Source organism: Nocardia sp. FBN12 (assembly GCF_050320175.1).
Taxonomy (GTDB): Bacteria; Actinomycetota; Actinomycetes; order Mycobacteriales; family Mycobacteriaceae; genus Nocardia.
Genome location: NZ_CP190048.1, coordinates 3,655,824 through 3,671,729, shown reverse-complemented (window position 1 = coordinate 3,671,729; position 15,906 = coordinate 3,655,824). Strand labels below are relative to the sequence as shown.

15 protein-coding genes are annotated in these 15,906 nt (G+C 65.3%); 3 read left to right on the top strand and 12 right to left on the bottom strand.

Annotated features, from left to right (window positions below):
- Positions 1 to 21: 21 nt before the first annotated feature.
- The 6 genes from ACQHI0_RS17650 to ACQHI0_RS17625 all read right to left on the bottom strand — a co-directional run bounded on the left by ACQHI0_RS17650 (position 22) and on the right by ACQHI0_RS17625 (position 6,022).
- Positions 22 to 894: an alpha/beta hydrolase fold domain-containing protein gene (locus ACQHI0_RS17650; RefSeq protein WP_427909020.1), complete on the bottom strand. Its 873-nt coding sequence runs from the start codon at positions 892 to 894 to the stop codon at positions 22 to 24.
- Between the two features lie 48 nt (positions 895 to 942).
- Positions 943 to 1,875 (bottom strand): NAD-dependent epimerase/dehydratase family protein, encoded by a 933-nt coding sequence (locus ACQHI0_RS17645; RefSeq protein WP_427909019.1) that lies wholly within the window; start codon positions 1,873 to 1,875, stop codon positions 943 to 945.
- 7 nt (positions 1,876 to 1,882) lie between these two features.
- Positions 1,883 to 2,677 (bottom strand): hypothetical protein, encoded by a 795-nt coding sequence (locus ACQHI0_RS17640; protein WP_427909018.1) that lies wholly within the window; start codon positions 2,675 to 2,677, stop codon positions 1,883 to 1,885.
- A gap of 85 nt (positions 2,678 to 2,762) precedes the next feature.
- Positions 2,763 to 4,607, bottom strand: coding sequence for a flavin-containing monooxygenase (locus ACQHI0_RS17635; RefSeq protein WP_427909017.1), 1,845 nt, complete (start codon positions 4,605 to 4,607; stop codon positions 2,763 to 2,765).
- Between the two features lie 25 nt (positions 4,608 to 4,632).
- The gene (locus tag ACQHI0_RS17630) at positions 4,633 to 5,100 is read right to left on the bottom strand and encodes a VOC family protein (protein ID WP_427909016.1); all 468 of its coding nucleotides are present in this window, start codon (positions 5,098 to 5,100) and stop codon (positions 4,633 to 4,635) included.
- 31 nt (positions 5,101 to 5,131) lie between these two features.
- Complete coding sequence (locus ACQHI0_RS17625) at positions 5,132 to 6,022, bottom strand: cyclase family protein (RefSeq protein WP_427909015.1); 891 nt, start codon at positions 6,020 to 6,022, stop codon at positions 5,132 to 5,134.
- 292 nt (positions 6,023 to 6,314) lie between these two features.
- Here ACQHI0_RS17625 and ACQHI0_RS17620 point away from each other — a divergent pair, with 292 nt between their 5' ends.
- The 3 genes from ACQHI0_RS17620 (at position 6,315) to ACQHI0_RS17610 (ending at position 9,319) form a co-directional block, all read left to right on the top strand.
- On the top strand, positions 6,315 to 7,262 hold the full coding sequence (locus tag ACQHI0_RS17620) for a helix-turn-helix domain-containing protein (protein ID WP_427909014.1): 948 nt from the start codon (positions 6,315 to 6,317) through the stop codon (positions 7,260 to 7,262).
- A 103-nt stretch (positions 7,263 to 7,365) separates the two neighbouring features.
- The gene (locus ACQHI0_RS17615) at positions 7,366 to 8,427 is read left to right on the top strand and encodes an alcohol dehydrogenase catalytic domain-containing protein (RefSeq protein WP_427909013.1); all 1,062 of its coding nucleotides are present in this window, start codon (positions 7,366 to 7,368) and stop codon (positions 8,425 to 8,427) included.
- A gap of 55 nt (positions 8,428 to 8,482) precedes the next feature.
- A complete protein-coding gene (locus ACQHI0_RS17610; protein WP_427909012.1) occupies positions 8,483 to 9,319 on the top strand; it encodes a mycofactocin-coupled SDR family oxidoreductase in 837 nt (278 codons plus the stop codon).
- Positions 9,320 to 10,389: 1,070 nt separating this feature from the next.
- Here ACQHI0_RS17610 and ACQHI0_RS17605 read toward each other — a convergent pair.
- The 6 genes from ACQHI0_RS17605 to ACQHI0_RS17580 form a co-directional block, all read right to left on the bottom strand.
- Positions 10,390 to 11,583 (bottom strand): TetR/AcrR family transcriptional regulator, encoded by a 1,194-nt coding sequence (locus ACQHI0_RS17605; protein ID WP_427909011.1) that lies wholly within the window; start codon positions 11,581 to 11,583, stop codon positions 10,390 to 10,392.
- Between the two features lie 85 nt (positions 11,584 to 11,668).
- The gene (locus ACQHI0_RS17600) at positions 11,669 to 12,820 is read right to left on the bottom strand and encodes an acyl-CoA dehydrogenase family protein (protein WP_427909010.1); all 1,152 of its coding nucleotides are present in this window, start codon (positions 12,818 to 12,820) and stop codon (positions 11,669 to 11,671) included.
- Between the two features lie 8 nt (positions 12,821 to 12,828).
- Positions 12,829 to 13,659 carry an SDR family NAD(P)-dependent oxidoreductase gene (locus tag ACQHI0_RS17595; RefSeq protein ID WP_427909009.1) on the bottom strand — a complete coding sequence of 277 codons (831 nt, stop codon included), beginning with the start codon at positions 13,657 to 13,659 and terminating at the stop codon, positions 12,829 to 12,831.
- A 15-nt stretch (positions 13,660 to 13,674) separates the two neighbouring features.
- On the bottom strand, positions 13,675 to 14,085 hold the full coding sequence (locus ACQHI0_RS17590; RefSeq protein ID WP_427909008.1) for a MaoC/PaaZ C-terminal domain-containing protein: 411 nt from the start codon (positions 14,083 to 14,085) through the stop codon (positions 13,675 to 13,677).
- The gene (locus tag ACQHI0_RS17585; RefSeq protein ID WP_427909007.1) at positions 14,082 to 14,570 is read right to left on the bottom strand and encodes a MaoC family dehydratase N-terminal domain-containing protein; all 489 of its coding nucleotides are present in this window, start codon (positions 14,568 to 14,570) and stop codon (positions 14,082 to 14,084) included. Before ACQHI0_RS17585 ends, ACQHI0_RS17590 begins: the two co-directional genes overlap by 4 nt.
- A gap of 2 nt (positions 14,571 to 14,572) precedes the next feature.
- Positions 14,573 to 15,757, bottom strand: coding sequence for a lipid-transfer protein (locus ACQHI0_RS17580; protein ID WP_427909006.1), 1,185 nt, complete (start codon positions 15,755 to 15,757; stop codon positions 14,573 to 14,575).
- Between the last annotated feature and the right edge of the window lie 149 nt (positions 15,758 to 15,906).

Here is a 15,906-nt window from a genome sequence, read left to right as displayed (position 1 = left end):
ACCTCCGCCTCCGCACCAGGCCTATTCGAAAACTTTGTCGGCTTCGATCGACCGGACGAACCGGACACACGACTCGATGGAAGCGATGGAGACGGCGTGATCGGGGTAGATCAGCGGCCACGTGTGCCCTTGATCCGCAATCACTTCCAGCGTGCAGGTGACATTCGCGGTCGCGAGCGCCCGAGTCAGGTCGAGAGCGTCGCCGACCAGTGCCTCGGTGCCGCCGACCTGGATCAAGGTGGGCGGGAAGCCGGTGTGGTCGGCGAGCAACGGTGAGACCAACGGGTCGTCCGCGGTGGCGCCCTGCAAATAGTCGTCCCGCGCCGACTCCGCGGTCGCCAGCGGGAAGAAGGCATCGGTCGCGGTCTCATAGAACGGCGACGAGCAGTGCAGGTCGAGCCACGGCGACAACAGCATCAGCCCGTCAGGAGTGCGAACGTCGCTGGTGTCCACAGCGACGACAACCGCGGCGGCGAGACCGGCGCCCGCTGAATCGCCGGCGATGACGATCGGCCCGTCCGTCGCGGTCGCGAGATCCTCGTAGACCGCGAGGGCATCGCGCAGTCCGGCGGGGAACGGGTTCTCCGGCGCGAGCCGATACCGCGGTACGATGACCGCCGCCTCGGCGCCCGCCGCCAGCCCCGCGGCATATGCGTGGTAAGCCTCCGGATTACCCATCCGGTATCCGCCCCCGTGCAGGTAGAGGACGGTGGCCCGGTCTCCAACGCGGACGGTCCGGCACGGTACGCCGGCGAAGTCCGCATCGCCCGCCGTGACTCCCAGTGCGGGGTTGATCTCGGTCGCGGCGAACTTCGCACGGCGTTCGAGTAGCTCTGGGCTGGCCGGTGCACCGGCCCGCTCGGCGGGCAGCGACTCGTGCAGTCTCGTCGGCATGTCTTCTCCCGAATGTGTTCTACAAGAATGTGTTCTACGAGACGATGTTCACGAGTGCGCGGTCTCGACGAGCATGTCCGGATGGCGGAGTGCAACTGTCCGGCGGATGCCTTCGCGCCAACCCACCGTGCACGGTCCGGTGATGGATGCGCGCCGACTCGTGTCCGCGATCGACCCGCGCAGCGTCCCCTCGATCGGGGCCACGTCGACGGTCGCGTCGACGCCCATCAGCTCGCCGGCGTATGCCGCCCACTCCTGGACGCTGACCGCTTCGTCACCACCCCAGTTGACGATGGTCGCCGGTGTGGACGCTGCGTCGAGCAACGCGCCGACCTGCACGGTGATGTCGTCTTCATAGATCGGGCTGTACATGCACGGGTCCCAGCGGGTGGTGATCGGCCGACCTTCGGCGAGGGCGTCGATGTGCATGGCGGGCAGTCCGCCGCCCGGCCCGTACGAGGCGTTCATCCGCGCGATCGTGACCGGGACGCCGAAGGCGCGCGCGGCGAGCCGTGCGGTGGCCTCCTGGCTGATCTTCGACATCGAGTAGGTCGGTGTGTGGGTGCTGTTGCACTCCCCGAGCGGCGACTCCTCGGTGAACACGTACCTCGGATCGTCCTGCGGCCGATAGACCGAGTGGGTCGACATCACGAGTGCGCCCTTCGCCGACCGGCAGTGCTGGAGGAGCAGTCCGGTGCCCTCCGCATTGGCGCGGATCGCAGCGTCGTAGTCCCATCCCGGTGCCAGACTCGCCGCCAGATGCACGACGTACGTGAAGTCGCTCGGGACACCCGCGAAGTCGCCGTCACCGAGGTCGCAGGCGACCGGGGTGATCCCCGCGTCGCACACCCGCTGCCGGTCGTCGGCTCGACTGAATCGTGCCAGCCCCCACACCTCGTTCTCGGCCGCGAGCATGCGCGCGATAGGGAAGGCGATCTGGCCGGCGACGCCGGTGACCAGGATCTTCTCGCCGTTCAGCATCGCGCAGTCACCACAACTCGTCGGTGTACTTGTCAGTTCCGACCACGGTCGGGATGAACGGCGACGCGAAGGTCACGGTGCCGGCGCCCGACGCCGCGATGTCGGCCGCGTAGTCGATGATCTGCTGCCAGCAGTCGACCGGGCTCTCCTCGAGGAACAGCATCTGCAGGATGCGGTCCGAGGTTCCGCCGTCGTTGCCCATCTTCATCGGGACACTGTGGTCGGAGGGCCAGGGCTTCATCCGCCAGCTGCTGATCAGGTCAACGGCGCCCTTGCCGACCAGCTTCTCGGCCGGGCCATTGTCGATGGCCTCGAGGGCGGCTGCGCGATCGACGCCCTCGGCCGGCTCGATCATCACGGTGACCAGGCCGCCGTAGTGATGGTCGTGCGCCAGCTCCAGCGGCACGCCGTGATCTTGGGCGGAGACCGTCGAGTCGGGCAGGTACTGCGCTGTGTGCACGTGCTCCCGCTCGGCGAAGCCGCGGCCGGCCGCGTACAGCTCGCCGACCTGCTTCTGGGCCCACGCGTCGGCGATCTCCGCGTCGGGCTCGTGCACCCAGTAAGTCGCCAGGTACGAGCCGTTCTCGGTCTTGGTCGCGACCGGCCCGGTCTCCGGGAAGCGCAGGTCCTTGAGCGCCTTCGTGGCGACCCAGCGACTGCCGGTGAACCAGCCCGGGCCGACCATGCAGCCGGAGTACCGGTGGTCGCGCTCGTACCAGCGGTTGTAGTCCACCTCGTGACCGCGCGCCGGATCCACGAGGGTGAACAGCGAATACCCGAGCTTGACGGGAGTCAATGCCATTTCTATCTCCTTGGTCAATCTGTGCAGGCCGACGGACGACCACGAATGAGGCCGTCCGCCGGTCCATGGAAATCTGCTCGACCACTCAGCGAGTGACCGCGATGCCGTGGAACTGGTCGTCCTCACGCCACTTGTGGAGCAGATCGAAGTACTCGTACCCGGGTCCGTACAGACCACCAACGAGGTTGCTGCGCTTGTCGTCGATGCGGCCCTCGTTGTTGTACTGCCCCGGGGTACAGGTCATGTTCCAGTCGCGGCGCAGCTCGGCCATCGTGTCGATGGTCTCGTTCCAGCCGGCCTCGGCCTCGGGGGTCGGCTCGATTGCGCGCATGCCCTCACTGATGGCCTTGTTGATCATGTAGCTCATGTGGACGGACTGGTGATCGATCAGGTTGGCGATATTCGAGACCTGGGTCGACTGGATGAAGCCCAAGAAGAACAGGTTCGGGAATTCCTCGCTGAGGAAGCCGTGGTAGGTGCTGACACCGTCGGCGAACTTCTTCGACAGCCGATTCCCGTCGCGGCCGAGAACGTCGTAGCCCGCTTTGTCGGTCCAGGTACGTCCCTGCTGGAACCCGGTCGCGTAGACGATGAGGTCGACCTCGTACTCGTGGTCGCCGACGATGATGCTGGTCTCGGTGATCCGGTCGATCGGGGTCTCGGAAGTGTCGACGATGTCGACCGAATCCTTGTTGAACACCGGCAGGAAATCGTCGCTGAAGCCCGGCCGCTTGCACATGGTGCGGTAGTACGTCTTGAGCTTCGCGGCCTTGGCCGAGTCGTTCACGATGGAGTCGACGCGATCGCGCAGCATCTCGTTCCACTCGTAGTCCGAACGCTCCATCGCGTTCATGTACTGCTCGGGCGTCGGCTCCGCGCCGCCGGCCTCGTAGATCGCGTTCATCTGGAACTTCGCGAACTTGATCCAGCCGTCGTCGACCTCGCAGTCGATCGTGGCGCGGTCCATCGCGCACTTGTCGAAGGTCGCGCGGCGCGTGGCGTGCCAGCCCTCGGGCAGATTCTTGAACCAGTCGACGTCGGTCGGCGCGTTCTCGCGCGGGGCGATCTGCGACGGCGTGCGCTGGAAAACGACGACCGACTCAGCGTATTCGGCGAGCTGCGGGATGGCTTGCACGCCGGTGGCACCGGTACCGATCACCGCGACGCGCTTGTCGTGCAGCTTGTCCAGACCACCCGTGATGTCGCCACCGGTGTAGTCGTAATCCCAGCGGCTGGTGTGGAAGCTGGCGCCGGCGAACTTCTCGATTCCCGGAATTCCGGGCAGCTGCGGGCGGCTGAACTGACCGCTCTGCGTCGACACGAAACGGGCGCGGAAGGTGTCGCCTGCGTCGGTGCTGACGGTCCAGCGAGCTGCGTCATCGTCCCACTCCATACCGGTGACACGCGTCTGGAACAGGGCTCTGTCGTAGAGGTCGAACTGCTTGGCGAGCGATTTGCAGTACTCGAAGATCTCGCTGCCGCGCACGTAGCGTTCGGTCGGCATGTAGCCGGTCGCCTCCAGGTAGGGGAGGTAGACATACGCCTCGACGTCGCACCGTACGCCCGGGTATCGGTTCCAGTACCAGGTGCCGCCGAAGTCGGAGGCGACGTCGAGGATCCTGTAGTCCGAGACTCCGAGCTTGTCGAGCTCGATGCCCGCGCTCATCCCCATGAAGCCCGCGCCGATGATCAGCACGTCGACGTCTTCCTGAACGGGGGGCAGGGTGCGCGGGCCGTCAGCGTGCGGATCGATATCGAACGCGGCGAACTTGCCGTCGAAATCGATCGCCTGGAAGGTGTCGGCGCCGGTGTTCGGCAGACGCTTGTCGCGTTCGGCCGCGTACTTCTCCCGGAACCATTCCAGGTCTTCCACCTTGCGCTGCGGTACCCAGAGGTGCGGATCGCGTGCAGTCTTTTCTGGGGCGGTCATAACTGTCCTTTTGCTTGTTGCTCGATCACCACGGGGTGCCGGCAGGGATGTGCATGAGCTCGATGCGGTTGCCGTCGGGGTCGGCCACGAACACGAACTGCGGTGCGGTCGGGTCGTCGGCACCTGCGCGGGTGTCGGGCACCAGCACTCCGCCGTACTCGCACAGCGCATTCGCCGCGCCGTCGATGTCTTCGGCGAAGAACGACAGGTGGGTCATTCCCAGATGGTTGCGCCGGGTGGGCGGGGTACCGATCACGCCGGGCTGACGGTAGGTGAGCAACTCGACGCGCAGACCGTCCTTCTCCAGGAAGGTCGAGGTGAGGCTGCACGGCGCATCGACTTCGGGAATTTGCTCGTCGATGTCGTATTCCATGATTTTGACGAAACCCAGTCCGTCACAGTAGAAGCGAATGCTTTTCGCGAGATCGGAGACGCACAGCCCGACGTGGGAGGTGCGGTACTCGTGCGCGGCCGCTTCGGCGTTCTCGTTCATCCGGAGTCCTTGTCGTGTGAAATGGGTACGGTCAACCGATGGCGACGGGAGTGACAGGGCTCGCTGTGGCGCCGGTGATCTTCAGTGCGCCGATGGTGAGCAGGAATTCGTAGCACTTGTCGGCCGCCAGCTCTGCCAGGTTCATGTTCTCGACAAGGTGGATGCCGTTCTCGACGAGCAGGATGATGTGTCCGCCGAGATACACGTTCTGGTCGAACGGGATCGGCTCGATGGCCGTGTTGTCCGAGCCGACCAACGCCACGTCTTTTGCGGCGAGGAAGGCGGCCGCTTCGAGGCCGATGCCCGGCTGCGGCATCATCGCGCCCTGGTCGGCGAGGTAGTCCTCGAGCCACCCCGTGCGGATCACCACCAGGTCACCTGTCTGCAGTTCGACGCCCTGATCGTCCAGCGCGTTCTGCAGATCGGCCGCGGTGATGACGTAGCCCGGGGCAAGGAGGGCGACTCCCTTCGACGCGGCGACGTCGATGAGGACGCCGCGCCCGACGACGCCGCCGACCTTGTCGATGCTGCACTTGGCCGCGCCCGAGTATGGCGTGACCTGATCGGCCGGGTACCCGTTGTAGATCTTGTTGTCGGCGTACACGTGGCACAGCGCGTCCATATGCGTCGAGGTGTGCGACGGCATGATGAGCTGATCCTCGTTGGCGCCGACACCGGGAGCGCCGCCGTTGGCGCGGGCCATCGCCTCGTCCTCCTGATTGATCATGGTCAGCCGCTGCGGAGTACCGCGATAGTCGAGGTTCGGCACGCCCGACCGCTGGATCGGAATGCTGAGGCTGTAGGTCTTGCCGGTCTTCGGCAGGCGCAGGGCTGCGAGCACTCGCTCCGGCGTGAGGAGATTGAGCGCCCCCAACTCATCCGACTCGCCCCAGCGGCCCCAGTTCGACTTACGTGTGCTCAACAGTGACTCCTAAAAACGTGATGTCCTCGCCAGCGAGGTTCGGGGTGGCTGCCGGACGGCTCTGAAGGTGCCGATGACCGAGTGCGAACGAAATCGCAAGTGATGCCACGACCCATTCGATTTGTGACTGGACTCACTGTAGCCATTGGCTACGGGTGCGTCAACAATCAGAGAGACTCAGCTGAACTGCCCGGAAGCGAGCCGGCCGTGCACTCCTGCGCATTGGTCGAAATATGGACCGATGCGGTAAGGTGATGGGCGTCACTGTAGGCGACTGTGGAAGGAATGGTCAATGGTTGATTCCCGGGAGGCGGTGGGATCGGTGGAGCGCGAGGTAGCTTCGCCCCCGACTGCGCGCGTGGTTCAGGTCCTCGATTTTCTGGTGCGCCACCAGGGGGAACGCTTCGGTCTCTCGGAGTTGGCGCGGCGTTGCCGGATCACGAAGCCGACCTGCCTGGGCATCGTCACGGAGTTGACCGCAAGCGGGTATCTCATCCGCGACTCCCGGACGAAGTCCTACGGGCTCGGCCCCGCGCTGGTGGCCGCGGGCCGGGCGGCTCAACGCGACTTCGCGCTCGGCTCGCTGGTCCGCGACCGCCTCGACGGGCTCAGTGAGCAGTTCGGCGCCATCTGCACCGCGGCGGCCGTGGTCCGCGACGAGGTCATGGTGCTCGAGATGGTCACGCCGCCCGGCGTTTCCCCGCCGGCCTCCGTGGGTCAGGTGTATCCGTTCGCGCCGCCGGTCGGGCTGATGTTCGTGCTCTGGGAGCCGGACGAGGAGCTGAACAGTTGGCTGCGCCGCGAGCCGGTGCTGTCGGCGGGATTGGATGTCGAGCACGTCCACCGAATGGCCGCGGAGTGCCGGGAGTCCGGCTACCTGATCGAGAGCCTCACGCCGACGGTGCGGCGGTTGCACCGGCTCATGGCCGGGGTTGCCGCGCACGACATGTCGCCGGAGCTGCGGGAGCTGGTCTCCGAGCTGGTGTCGGGCGTCGGCGAGCCGATGTTCGTTCGGGGGGCGCTCGGTGATTCCGCGGAGACGCACGAGGTCAGCCTCCTTGCCGCCCCGGTATTCGACTCGGACGGCCGGCAGTCGATGGTGCTGTCCGTCTATGTCGGCGGCGCGATCTCGAACCTCGAGATCGCGAAGCGCGCATCCGCATTGAAGGCGGTGGCGGCTGCGGTGACCGCCGACGTCGGGGGGCGTAATCCCTTCGCTCGGCAGGAAACCGGCCGTTGACCGCTGAGTGAACGGATTGTAACCTCAGAAGAATCCCATATTTAGACCGTAACGGTCGATATTTCGACCACTTGTGGTCGGCAGATCTTGAGAAGGGAAGCACGTGGCTGGAACCATGCAGGCATACCGAATCCTCGAGTGGGGCCGACCTCCCGAGGTCGTCGACGTCCCCATCCCCGAGCCGGGGCCGGGTGAGGTCGTGGTGCGGGTTGCGGGGTGCGGGTTGTGCCATTCGGATCTGGGCATGATGCAGATGCCCAGGGAGGTGTGCGAGTCGCTGGGCTGGCAGGTGCCGTTCACGCTCGGCCACGAAACTGCGGGGTGGGTAGCGGCGCTGGGCGCCGGTGTGACCAGCTGTGCCGAGGGCGACCCGGTCGCGGTGGTCTCCCCGTCATCGTGTGGCGAGTGCTCGTATTGCATTCGGGGACAGGACAATTGCTGCCCGAAAGGATTGGCCGGTCGCGGATACGGACGTGACGGCGGGTTGGCCGAGTTCGTCCGGGTGTCCAGTCCGCGGGGTCTTATCAGGCTGTCCGGCCTCGATCCGCGAACGGCGGGAACGCTCACCGATGCCGGAGCGACCGCGTTCCACGGTGTTCGCCGAGTGGTGCCGCGCATCACCCCCGGTGGCGTCGTGGTGGTGATCGGGGCAGGCGGGCTCGGCTCGTTCGCGCTCCAATATCTGAGACACCTCACCACCGCGCAGGTCGTGGTCATCGACACCGACGCCACTCGACGAGCGGTCGCGATGGAACTCGGCGCGCACAACGCGATCGCGCAGATCGGGGCGAGCACTGCCGAGACGATCAGGGCGATGAGCGCTGGAGGGCTGGGAGCGGACGCAGTCCTCGACTTCGTCGGCACCGATTCCACCATCGCGGCGGGGATCGCCGCCACCCGCGCCGGTGGCGCGTTCGCACTGATCGGTGCGGCAGGCGGAAAGCTCGACGCGGCGTGGTTCGATGCACTGCCCAAGGACGGCGAGATCTTCACGTTCCAGGGATCGACCATTTCGGACGCGCACGACGTGATCCGGCTGGCCGAGGCCGGCGCGATTCGCAACGACGTGGAGACGTACACCTTCGACCAGGTCGGACAGGCATATCGCGATCTCGAAGCCGGCGGCCTGCGCGGGCGTGCCGTGGTCGTTCTCGACGACCGATAAGCCGAACCTGCTTCATTTCCGCAGCAGACACTGGATACCTCGTAAGGAGAAAAACATGGACGACTTCACGGACCGGGTGGCACTCGTCACCGGTGCGGCCCGGGGACAGGGGCGCTCGCACGCCGTCGCACTGGCCGAGCGCGGCGCCGACCTGGTGATCTGCGACCGCTGCGAGGACAGCGCGGCGGTCGCCTACCCGCTCGGCACCGAAGCCGAACTCGCCGAGACCGCGAAACTGGTCGAGGCGACCGGGCGCCGTTGCCTCGCAGTCCGCGCCGACACCGCTGATCGTGCCGCCATGGACGCGCTGGTCGCCCGCGCCGAATCGGAGTTCGGCAGGATCGACATCGCCGTCGCCAACGCCGGCGTCGCGGCAGGCGCCCCCATCCACGAAGTGCCCGGCGGCCAGTGGGACGAGGTCATCGGGACCAATCTGACCGGTGTCTTCAACACGATCGCCGCGGTCGCGGCGGGAATGGCCGAACGCGGGTACGGCCGGATCGTGACGATCAGCTCCATGCTCGGGCGCGGTGCGGCCCCCGGCCAAGCCGCCTACTGCGCTTCGAAATGGGGCGTCATCGGGATGACGAAGAGCGTGGCGCTCGAGCTGGCAGGTCGGGGTGTCACCGCGAATGTCGTTGCTCCGGGCAATATTTCGACTCCGATGGTGCATAACGACGCCCTCTATCGGATGGTGCGTCCTGATCTCGATGCGCCGACGCGCGAAGACGTCGAACCGGTCCTCATGAGCCTCCACGCCCAGCCGGTGCCGTTCCTCGAACCTGTGGAGGTGACCCGCGCCGTCCTGTTCCTGGCGGCCGAGGCGAGCGCTCATATCACCGGAACCGTGATGCCGGTCGACGCCGGTGCCGCCGCCCGGGTCACCGCTTGAGGTATTCGACCCGCTTCGCCGGTGGGTAATCACCTGGTAGGCGTTGTTGTCGAATCCGCGGCGTGGCGACGACACGGCTCGAGATTTCACTTGATTCGGACTTGACAGGCGCTCTGGAAACGCCACCGCCGCTATTTCACCGACGGCACCTGGGATCGGTGCTGGTCGCATTGACCGCGTTGACGGAAGCGACCGGCAACTCGATTCGGTGGTCTCGTTCGATTCGACGACCGTGCGGGTTCATCAATATGGCGCCAATATCCGCCGCAGTGGCGGCGCGGTTTCCGGCCCGGATGGTGAGTTATGTGCCGGCAGATCACGGGATCGGCAGGGTTTGCTGCTGATGGGCCGGTGCGCCCGGGCCGGGCATCGAACCAGACAAGCTCGTCCGGGATGGCGATTATGTGGGCGATGTTCGCGAGTGCATCGTCGTCGACCTGGGCGCGGTGGTTTTCCAATCGACACAGCCGCGCTTGCGAAATGCCCAACCACCGCGCCAACTCGGTCTGGGGCAACGGCCGGTGCACGTGCGCGGAGTGGTGCCGGTAGGCGGCCAGTACCGACCCGATGCTCCTGCTGCCCAACGCATCTCGAAGCTCGCCAGCCCCCTACTGCGCTTCGTCGACCCGCGTGGCGTACTCGGCGCGTGCACACTCGGCACACAGCGACCGCGGACTGACTGCGGCCGCCGGTCGCTGGCACCGAGGGCAAAACTGCATCGTGGTCGATGACCCCATGGGTTCACCCTAACTCCGAGTTTCAGTGGAGGCGTGAATCAAAGCTATTCACCTACGCCCTTCAATCATCGAAAACTACCGCCCACCATAGGAATCAGCATCCGCTCGTCTGGTCGGTCATCGAGGGCGACTGCCAGGAGGGGACTCGATGAAAGGCGATATCAAATTGTCCATTACTGGAACTGATGGCCGTGCAATACCGTTTCGGTGTTCGGGCTTGATCGCGATTCTGCACGTATTGCGGCTTGCAGGTCGGCGAGGCGCCGCAGGTCGAGCTACTCATGCGGGTCAGCGAAGGTCTCGAGCGGTAGAGAGCAACCGAGGTGTTGCAGCCTACGTATCGGAAATCGCGAGTAGCTCCTCGCCGATTGCCACCGCAGCCGATTCGATTCCTGGATGCGGTCGGCATCGCGGGGTCAGCGCCAGCTCATTGACTATGCTTTGAGCGGCCCGGATCCGGATCCGGGCTCTGCTCGGATCCCAAGTCGGGTGCACTTGGCGGGCGAGGTGTACCCATTCCGCGAGGTAGGAGTGCTGGGCGGTCCGTCCTCGTTCCCGGTCCGGTGCCGCCAAGTGCACCGATTCGCAGATGATCAACTGGACCAGGTCGGGATTCTCGAAAACGAACGCGCCGTAGCCTCGTAGCAGTCGGCGCAGGCCGTCGGGCGGATCGATCGCCTGCTCGAACGCACGATTCAAGCAAATCCTCAACCGCTCGTCGCCCCGGAAGATCGCCGCCATCAGGATGTCGGTCTTGGCTGGGAAGTGGTTGTAGATACTCGTACCGGAAATTCCGGCGGCCATCCCGATATCGTCCATCCTCACGCCCGCGAAACCGTTGTGAGCGAACAGTTTTGTCGCCTCGATGAGAATGGTCTCGCGTCGGGAACTGCACCTTCGAATCCCTGCGGATCTGCTGTGATCCGCAGTTGGAGCGGACGGTGTGATCGGAGCGTCGATGGTGGCCGAGACCAGCTCCCCGAGCTCAGTCCGCAACCCGGCTCCGCGCAGGGAAAGCCCGTGGAACGAGACGCTGATGACGACCGCGAGCGCACTCCGCGCCAGCAGGTCGGACTCGGCAGCTCCGAGCTCGGGCCGACGGGCGCGGACGAGTGCGGTGAGCCGGGTGACAATACTGCCGGTGATGGCCCGTAGCTCGGTGCGATTGTCCGTTGACAGATGGCGTAATTCCCGGCGCCACAGCACCCCGATACCGCGGTGTTCGATCGCTACTGAAGCCAGTCGTGCGCCGACGTCACCGGCTGATGCTGCTGCCAGTGCGGCGTCGACGGTGTGGAGGGCATCGCCGACTACCGTTGCGAGCAGGTCCTGTTTGCCACGAAAGTGCCGATACAGAGCGGACGGGCCGATGTCGACCGCCTTGGCTACCTCACTCATCCCCGCGGCGGCATATCCCTTGCGGTAGAACAGCTCCGCCGCGGCCCGCACGATCAGCGCACGTCGATTCGCCGGCCGGGCCCCGCGTACGGGACCGGCGGGTGTGCGCGCTTGCCATCCGCCTGTCACGTTTGTCTGTATCTCCTAGTCGAATCCGCCGCCAGTACGCCTGGCACGCCCCACCGAGGATCTGTCTCTCGATGGGGCGGCCGACTTACAACGAACGTGCGATGAGTTCTTTCATCACTTCGTTCGCGCCTGCGTAGATGCGCTGAACTCGCGCATCCGCGTACATGCGGGCAATCGGATACTCGAGCATGTACCCGTAGCCGCCGAACAGCTGCACACAGCGGTCGACGACCTGGCCCTGGATGTCGGTGGAGTACGCCTTGGCCATCGACGCGGTCGCACCGTCGAGGGCGCCGCGCAGGTGCTGTTCGATGCAGTTGTCGACGAATACCCGGCAGACCCGCGCGAGGGTGGCGCACTGGGCGAGTTCGAAGCGGGTGTTCTGCATATCGAACAAGGTCGCGCCGAAGGCCTTGCGCTCCTTGGTGTATTGCACCGTCCAGGCCACGGCCGCTTCGGTTGCCGCTGCCGCGCAGACGGCGATGACGAGTCGTTCGTGGGCGAGCTGCTTCATCAGATAGCCGAAGCCCGCGTTCTCCTCGCCCAACCGGTTGCCGACCGGTACCCGAACATCGGTGAAGGACAGTTCGGCGGTGTCCTGGCCCTTCATGCCGACCTTGTCCAGCAGCCTGCCGACCTGGTAGCCGTCGGCATCGGCGGTCTCCACCACGATGAGCGAGATGCCCTTGGCCCCGGCCGCAGCGTCGGTCTTTGCCACCACAATCACCAGGTCGGCGTGCTTGCCATTGGAGATGAACGTCTTCGAACCATTGATGACATAGCTGTCGCGATGGCGAACAGCCATGGTGCGCAATGCCTTCAGGTCCGATCCCGCACCGGGCTCGGTCATGGCGATGGCCCCGACGATCGCGCCGCTGGCCATGCCGGGCAGCCAGCGCCGCTTCTGCTCCTCGTTGCCGTAGGCGAGGATGTAGTGCGCGACCAACCCGCTGTGCACCATATTGCCGAAGCTGGTGTCGCCCAGTCGATATTGCGCATCGAACACCGCGAAATCGTGAGCGAGGGTGCCGCCTCCGCCACCGTATTCCTCAGGTATCGAGGCGCACAGCAGCCCGAGCTCGCCTGCCTGGTTCCAGAATTGGCGATCGACATGCTTCTGCGCCGCGAAGCGCTCCTCGTGCGGCAGCAATTCGGCCTCGAAGAACTTCGTAGCCATATCGTGCAGGGCGAGGACTTCGTCGTCGGCCCAGGGGGATCGGTACACAGGAGTGGTCACGTCGGTCCTTACATGTTGAAGCCACCGCCACAGACCAGGGTCTGGGCGCTGACGTAGTCGGACTCCGGGGTGCAGAACAGATAGACCGATCCGGCGGCCTCCTGCGGGGTTCCCGCGCGGCCCAACGGGATCGAGCGCTCGAGCGCGGCGAACAGGTCGGGGTTCACGCCTACCTTGAGCGTCTTGCCCTGCACGTCGATGGTGCTGTCACCGTCGGCCGCCGCCTCGGTGAGGCGGGTCTTGATGAAGCCGAACGCCACGGTGTTGACGGTGACGTTGTAGCGACCCCATTCTTTGGCCAGGGTCTTGGTCAGGCCGGTGATGCCTGCCTTGGCCGAGGAGTAATTGGACTGTCCCGCATTGCCTCCGGTGCCCGCGACGGAGGAGATGTTGACGACCTTGCGGCACGGGATCGGCTCGCCCGCTTCTTTGGCCTTCTTCACCTGTGCGGCGATCACCGGCTGGGCGGCGCGCAGAATCCGGAACGGTGCCTTGAGGTGTACGTCGATGATGGCGTCCCACTGCTCGTCGGTCATCTTCTGGATCACCGAATCCCAGGTGTAGCCGGCGTTGTTGATGATGATGTCGAGCCCGCCGAAGGAGTCGACCGCGGTTTGCACGAAACGCTCGGCGAAGCCTTCCTCGGTGACGCTGCCCGCGCATTCGACGGCCTTGCCACCCGCGGCCTCGATCGCGGCGACGGTTTCCTTGGCGGGCTCGGCATCGAGGTCGTTGACCACGACCGACGCGCCTTCGGCGGCGAGCTTGAGCGCGATCTCACGGCCGATGCCGCGACCCGAGCCGGAGACAATGGCTACCTTGCCATCGAGAGTTCCCATGGTGGGCGATACCTTTCAGAGTGCGACGACAGCGTCGCCGGTGAGTGTGACGGTGCCGTCGGCCACAGCGACGACGAGTTCGAGTGTGGCGAGGCGTTCCCCGCCCACCTCCTCGATGGATACGACCTTGCCGGTGGCGATCGGCTGACCGAGCACCGGTGTGATGGCGGCGAATCGCACCCGGTAAGACCGAAGCTGTTGCTGTGGTACCCAATTGGTGATCAGTCGGCCGAGGTAGGCCATCGACAGCATGCCGTGCGCGAACACGTCATCGAGCCCGGCGGAGCGGGCCACGTCGATGTCGACATGAATCGGGTTGTGATCACCCGACGCACCGGCGAACAGTGCCAGCGTGGTTCGCGAGATGGGTTGAATCTGCACGGACGGCAGCTCGGTTCCCACCTGGATGGATGGAGTCGTGGTCATTTTCCTGCCTCCGTACTCTCCGTCGCCGAGCGAGACTCGATCGGATTGCGCACGACGAGTACAGTTTTCAGCTCGGCGATGAGCTCACCGTCTCCCCGTGTGATGGTCGAGGTCTTCTCGATGAAATCGAGCGCACCGCCCTTCTTGCTGTACACCTCGCCGATCCGCGGCGTAGCGGTCAGTACGTCACCGGCCACCGCCGTCGTGTGATAGGTGAACGACTGTTCACCGTGCAGTGCCCGACGCAGGTCGATCCCGAGGGTCGCCAGCCATTCGAACGGGTCAGGCTGCTCGAGCTCGATGCCGAACAGGAATGTCGGAGGGACCGGAAGATTCGCGTAACCCGCCGCGTGTGCGGCGTCGAGATCGGTGAAGACGGGATCGGTTTCCCCGATCGCCTTGGCGAAGAAGCGCAGCCGCCCCGCATCCACGCGCAACGTCGTCGGGGGCAGTTCCATCCCGATTGCCGAGGAGTCCACGGCCATGTTCAGCTCACTTTCTCGTACAGGGTGACGACGGCCGCGCCGCCGAGCCCGATATTGTGCTGCAGCGCGAGGTTCACGCCTTCCACCTGGCGGGCCTGTGCCTGCCCACGCAGCTGCCACACCAGTTCCGCGCATTGGGCCAGTCCGGTCGCGCCGAGCGGGTGTCCCTTGGACAACAGTCCGCCGGACGGGTTGGTGACCACCCGGCCGCCGTAGGTGTTGTCGCCGTCATTGATGAACTGCTCTGCGGTCCCCTCAGGGGTCAGACCGATGGCCTCGTAGGTGAGTAGTTCGTTGGCGGTGAAACAGTCGTGCAGCTCGACGACCCGAATGTCGGTGGGAGAGACGCCCGATGCCTCGTACACCTGCTGTGCGGCAGCCTTGGACATGTCGTAACCGACGATCTTCGCCATGTCCTTCTCGGTAAAAGTGGAGGCGAAATCGCTGGTCATCGCCTGCGCCTTGATCACGACGGACGCGTCGATGCCGTTGGCCTTCGCGAACTTCTCGCTGACGAGCACCGCCGCGGCCGCGCCGCAGGTGGGCGGGCAACACTGCAATCGCGTCAAGCTGCCGTAGATGTGCGGGGAGGCGAGTACTTCCTCCACGGTTACCGGGTCTTTGAACACCGCGTACGGGTTGTTGGCGGCGTGCTTGCGCGATTTCACCGAGATCTTGGCGAAGGTCTCCGGCGAGGTGCCGTACTTCTCCGCGTACTGCCGCCCGGCACCGCCGAACATCTGTGCGGCGAACGGAGCGTCGGTACGCTCCTGGATCTGGTCCATCACGGCGTTGAACCGATCGAACGGAGTAGGCCGATCGGTGTAGCCCATCGCCAGTGCGCCGCGCTGCATCTGCTCGAAGCCGACCGCGAGGACCACGTCCATGGCGCCGGATTCGATCGCCTGACGGGCCAGAAACAGCGCCGACGATCCGGTCGAGCAGTTGTTGTTGACATTGATGACCGGAATTCCGGTCTGGCCGAGGCCGTAGACCACGGCTTGGCCACAGGTCGAGTCGCCGTAGACATAGCCGGCGTAGGCCTGCTGGATCTTCTCGTACCCGATGCCCGCGTCTGCGAGCGCCGCGCGCGCCGCGGTTGTGCCCATCACGTCATAGGTTTCGGTCCGGCTCGGCGTCGTGAAGGGAATCATCCCGACACCGGCGACCACCACGCGTTGACTCACATCGACTCCTCAGTCTAGATAACTATCTCGAATTCACTTAGTGAATACGATCGCTGGCGCCGACGCAAGTGAGGTCACTCGTACTGCACCGTATACCCTCGAAGATCGGATTGGGCTGCCTCTTGTGCGACGGTTTGTGACTGCTGTTA

What these genes read in the sequence shown, in the direction of transcription:
- ACQHI0_RS17635 (WP_427909017.1), bottom strand. Translation starts at nt 4,607, where the DNA reads ATGACCGCCCCAGAAAAGACTGCACGCGATCCGCACCTCTGGGTACCG.
- ACQHI0_RS17620 (WP_427909014.1), top strand. Translation starts at nt 6,315, where the DNA reads ATGGTTGATTCCCGGGAGGCGGTGGGATCGGTGGAGCGCGAGGTAGCT.
- ACQHI0_RS17595 (WP_427909009.1), bottom strand. Translation starts at nt 13,659, where the DNA reads ATGGGAACTCTCGATGGCAAGGTAGCCATTGTCTCCGGCTCGGGTCGC.
- ACQHI0_RS17610 (WP_427909012.1), top strand. Translation starts at nt 8,483, where the DNA reads ATGGACGACTTCACGGACCGGGTGGCACTCGTCACCGGTGCGGCCCGG.
- ACQHI0_RS17650 (WP_427909020.1), bottom strand. Translation starts at nt 894, where the DNA reads ATGCCGACGAGACTGCACGAGTCGCTGCCCGCCGAGCGGGCCGGTGCA.
- ACQHI0_RS17585 (WP_427909007.1), bottom strand. Translation starts at nt 14,570, where the DNA reads ATGGCCGTGGACTCCTCGGCAATCGGGATGGAACTGCCCCCGACGACG.
- ACQHI0_RS17630 (WP_427909016.1), bottom strand. Translation starts at nt 5,100, where the DNA reads ATGAACGAGAACGCCGAAGCGGCCGCGCACGAGTACCGCACCTCCCAC.
- ACQHI0_RS17640 (WP_427909018.1), bottom strand. Translation starts at nt 2,677, where the DNA reads ATGGCATTGACTCCCGTCAAGCTCGGGTATTCGCTGTTCACCCTCGTG.
- ACQHI0_RS17590 (WP_427909008.1), bottom strand. Translation starts at nt 14,085, where the DNA reads ATGACCACGACTCCATCCATCCAGGTGGGAACCGAGCTGCCGTCCGTG.
- ACQHI0_RS17645 (WP_427909019.1), bottom strand. Translation starts at nt 1,875, where the DNA reads ATGCTGAACGGCGAGAAGATCCTGGTCACCGGCGTCGCCGGCCAGATC.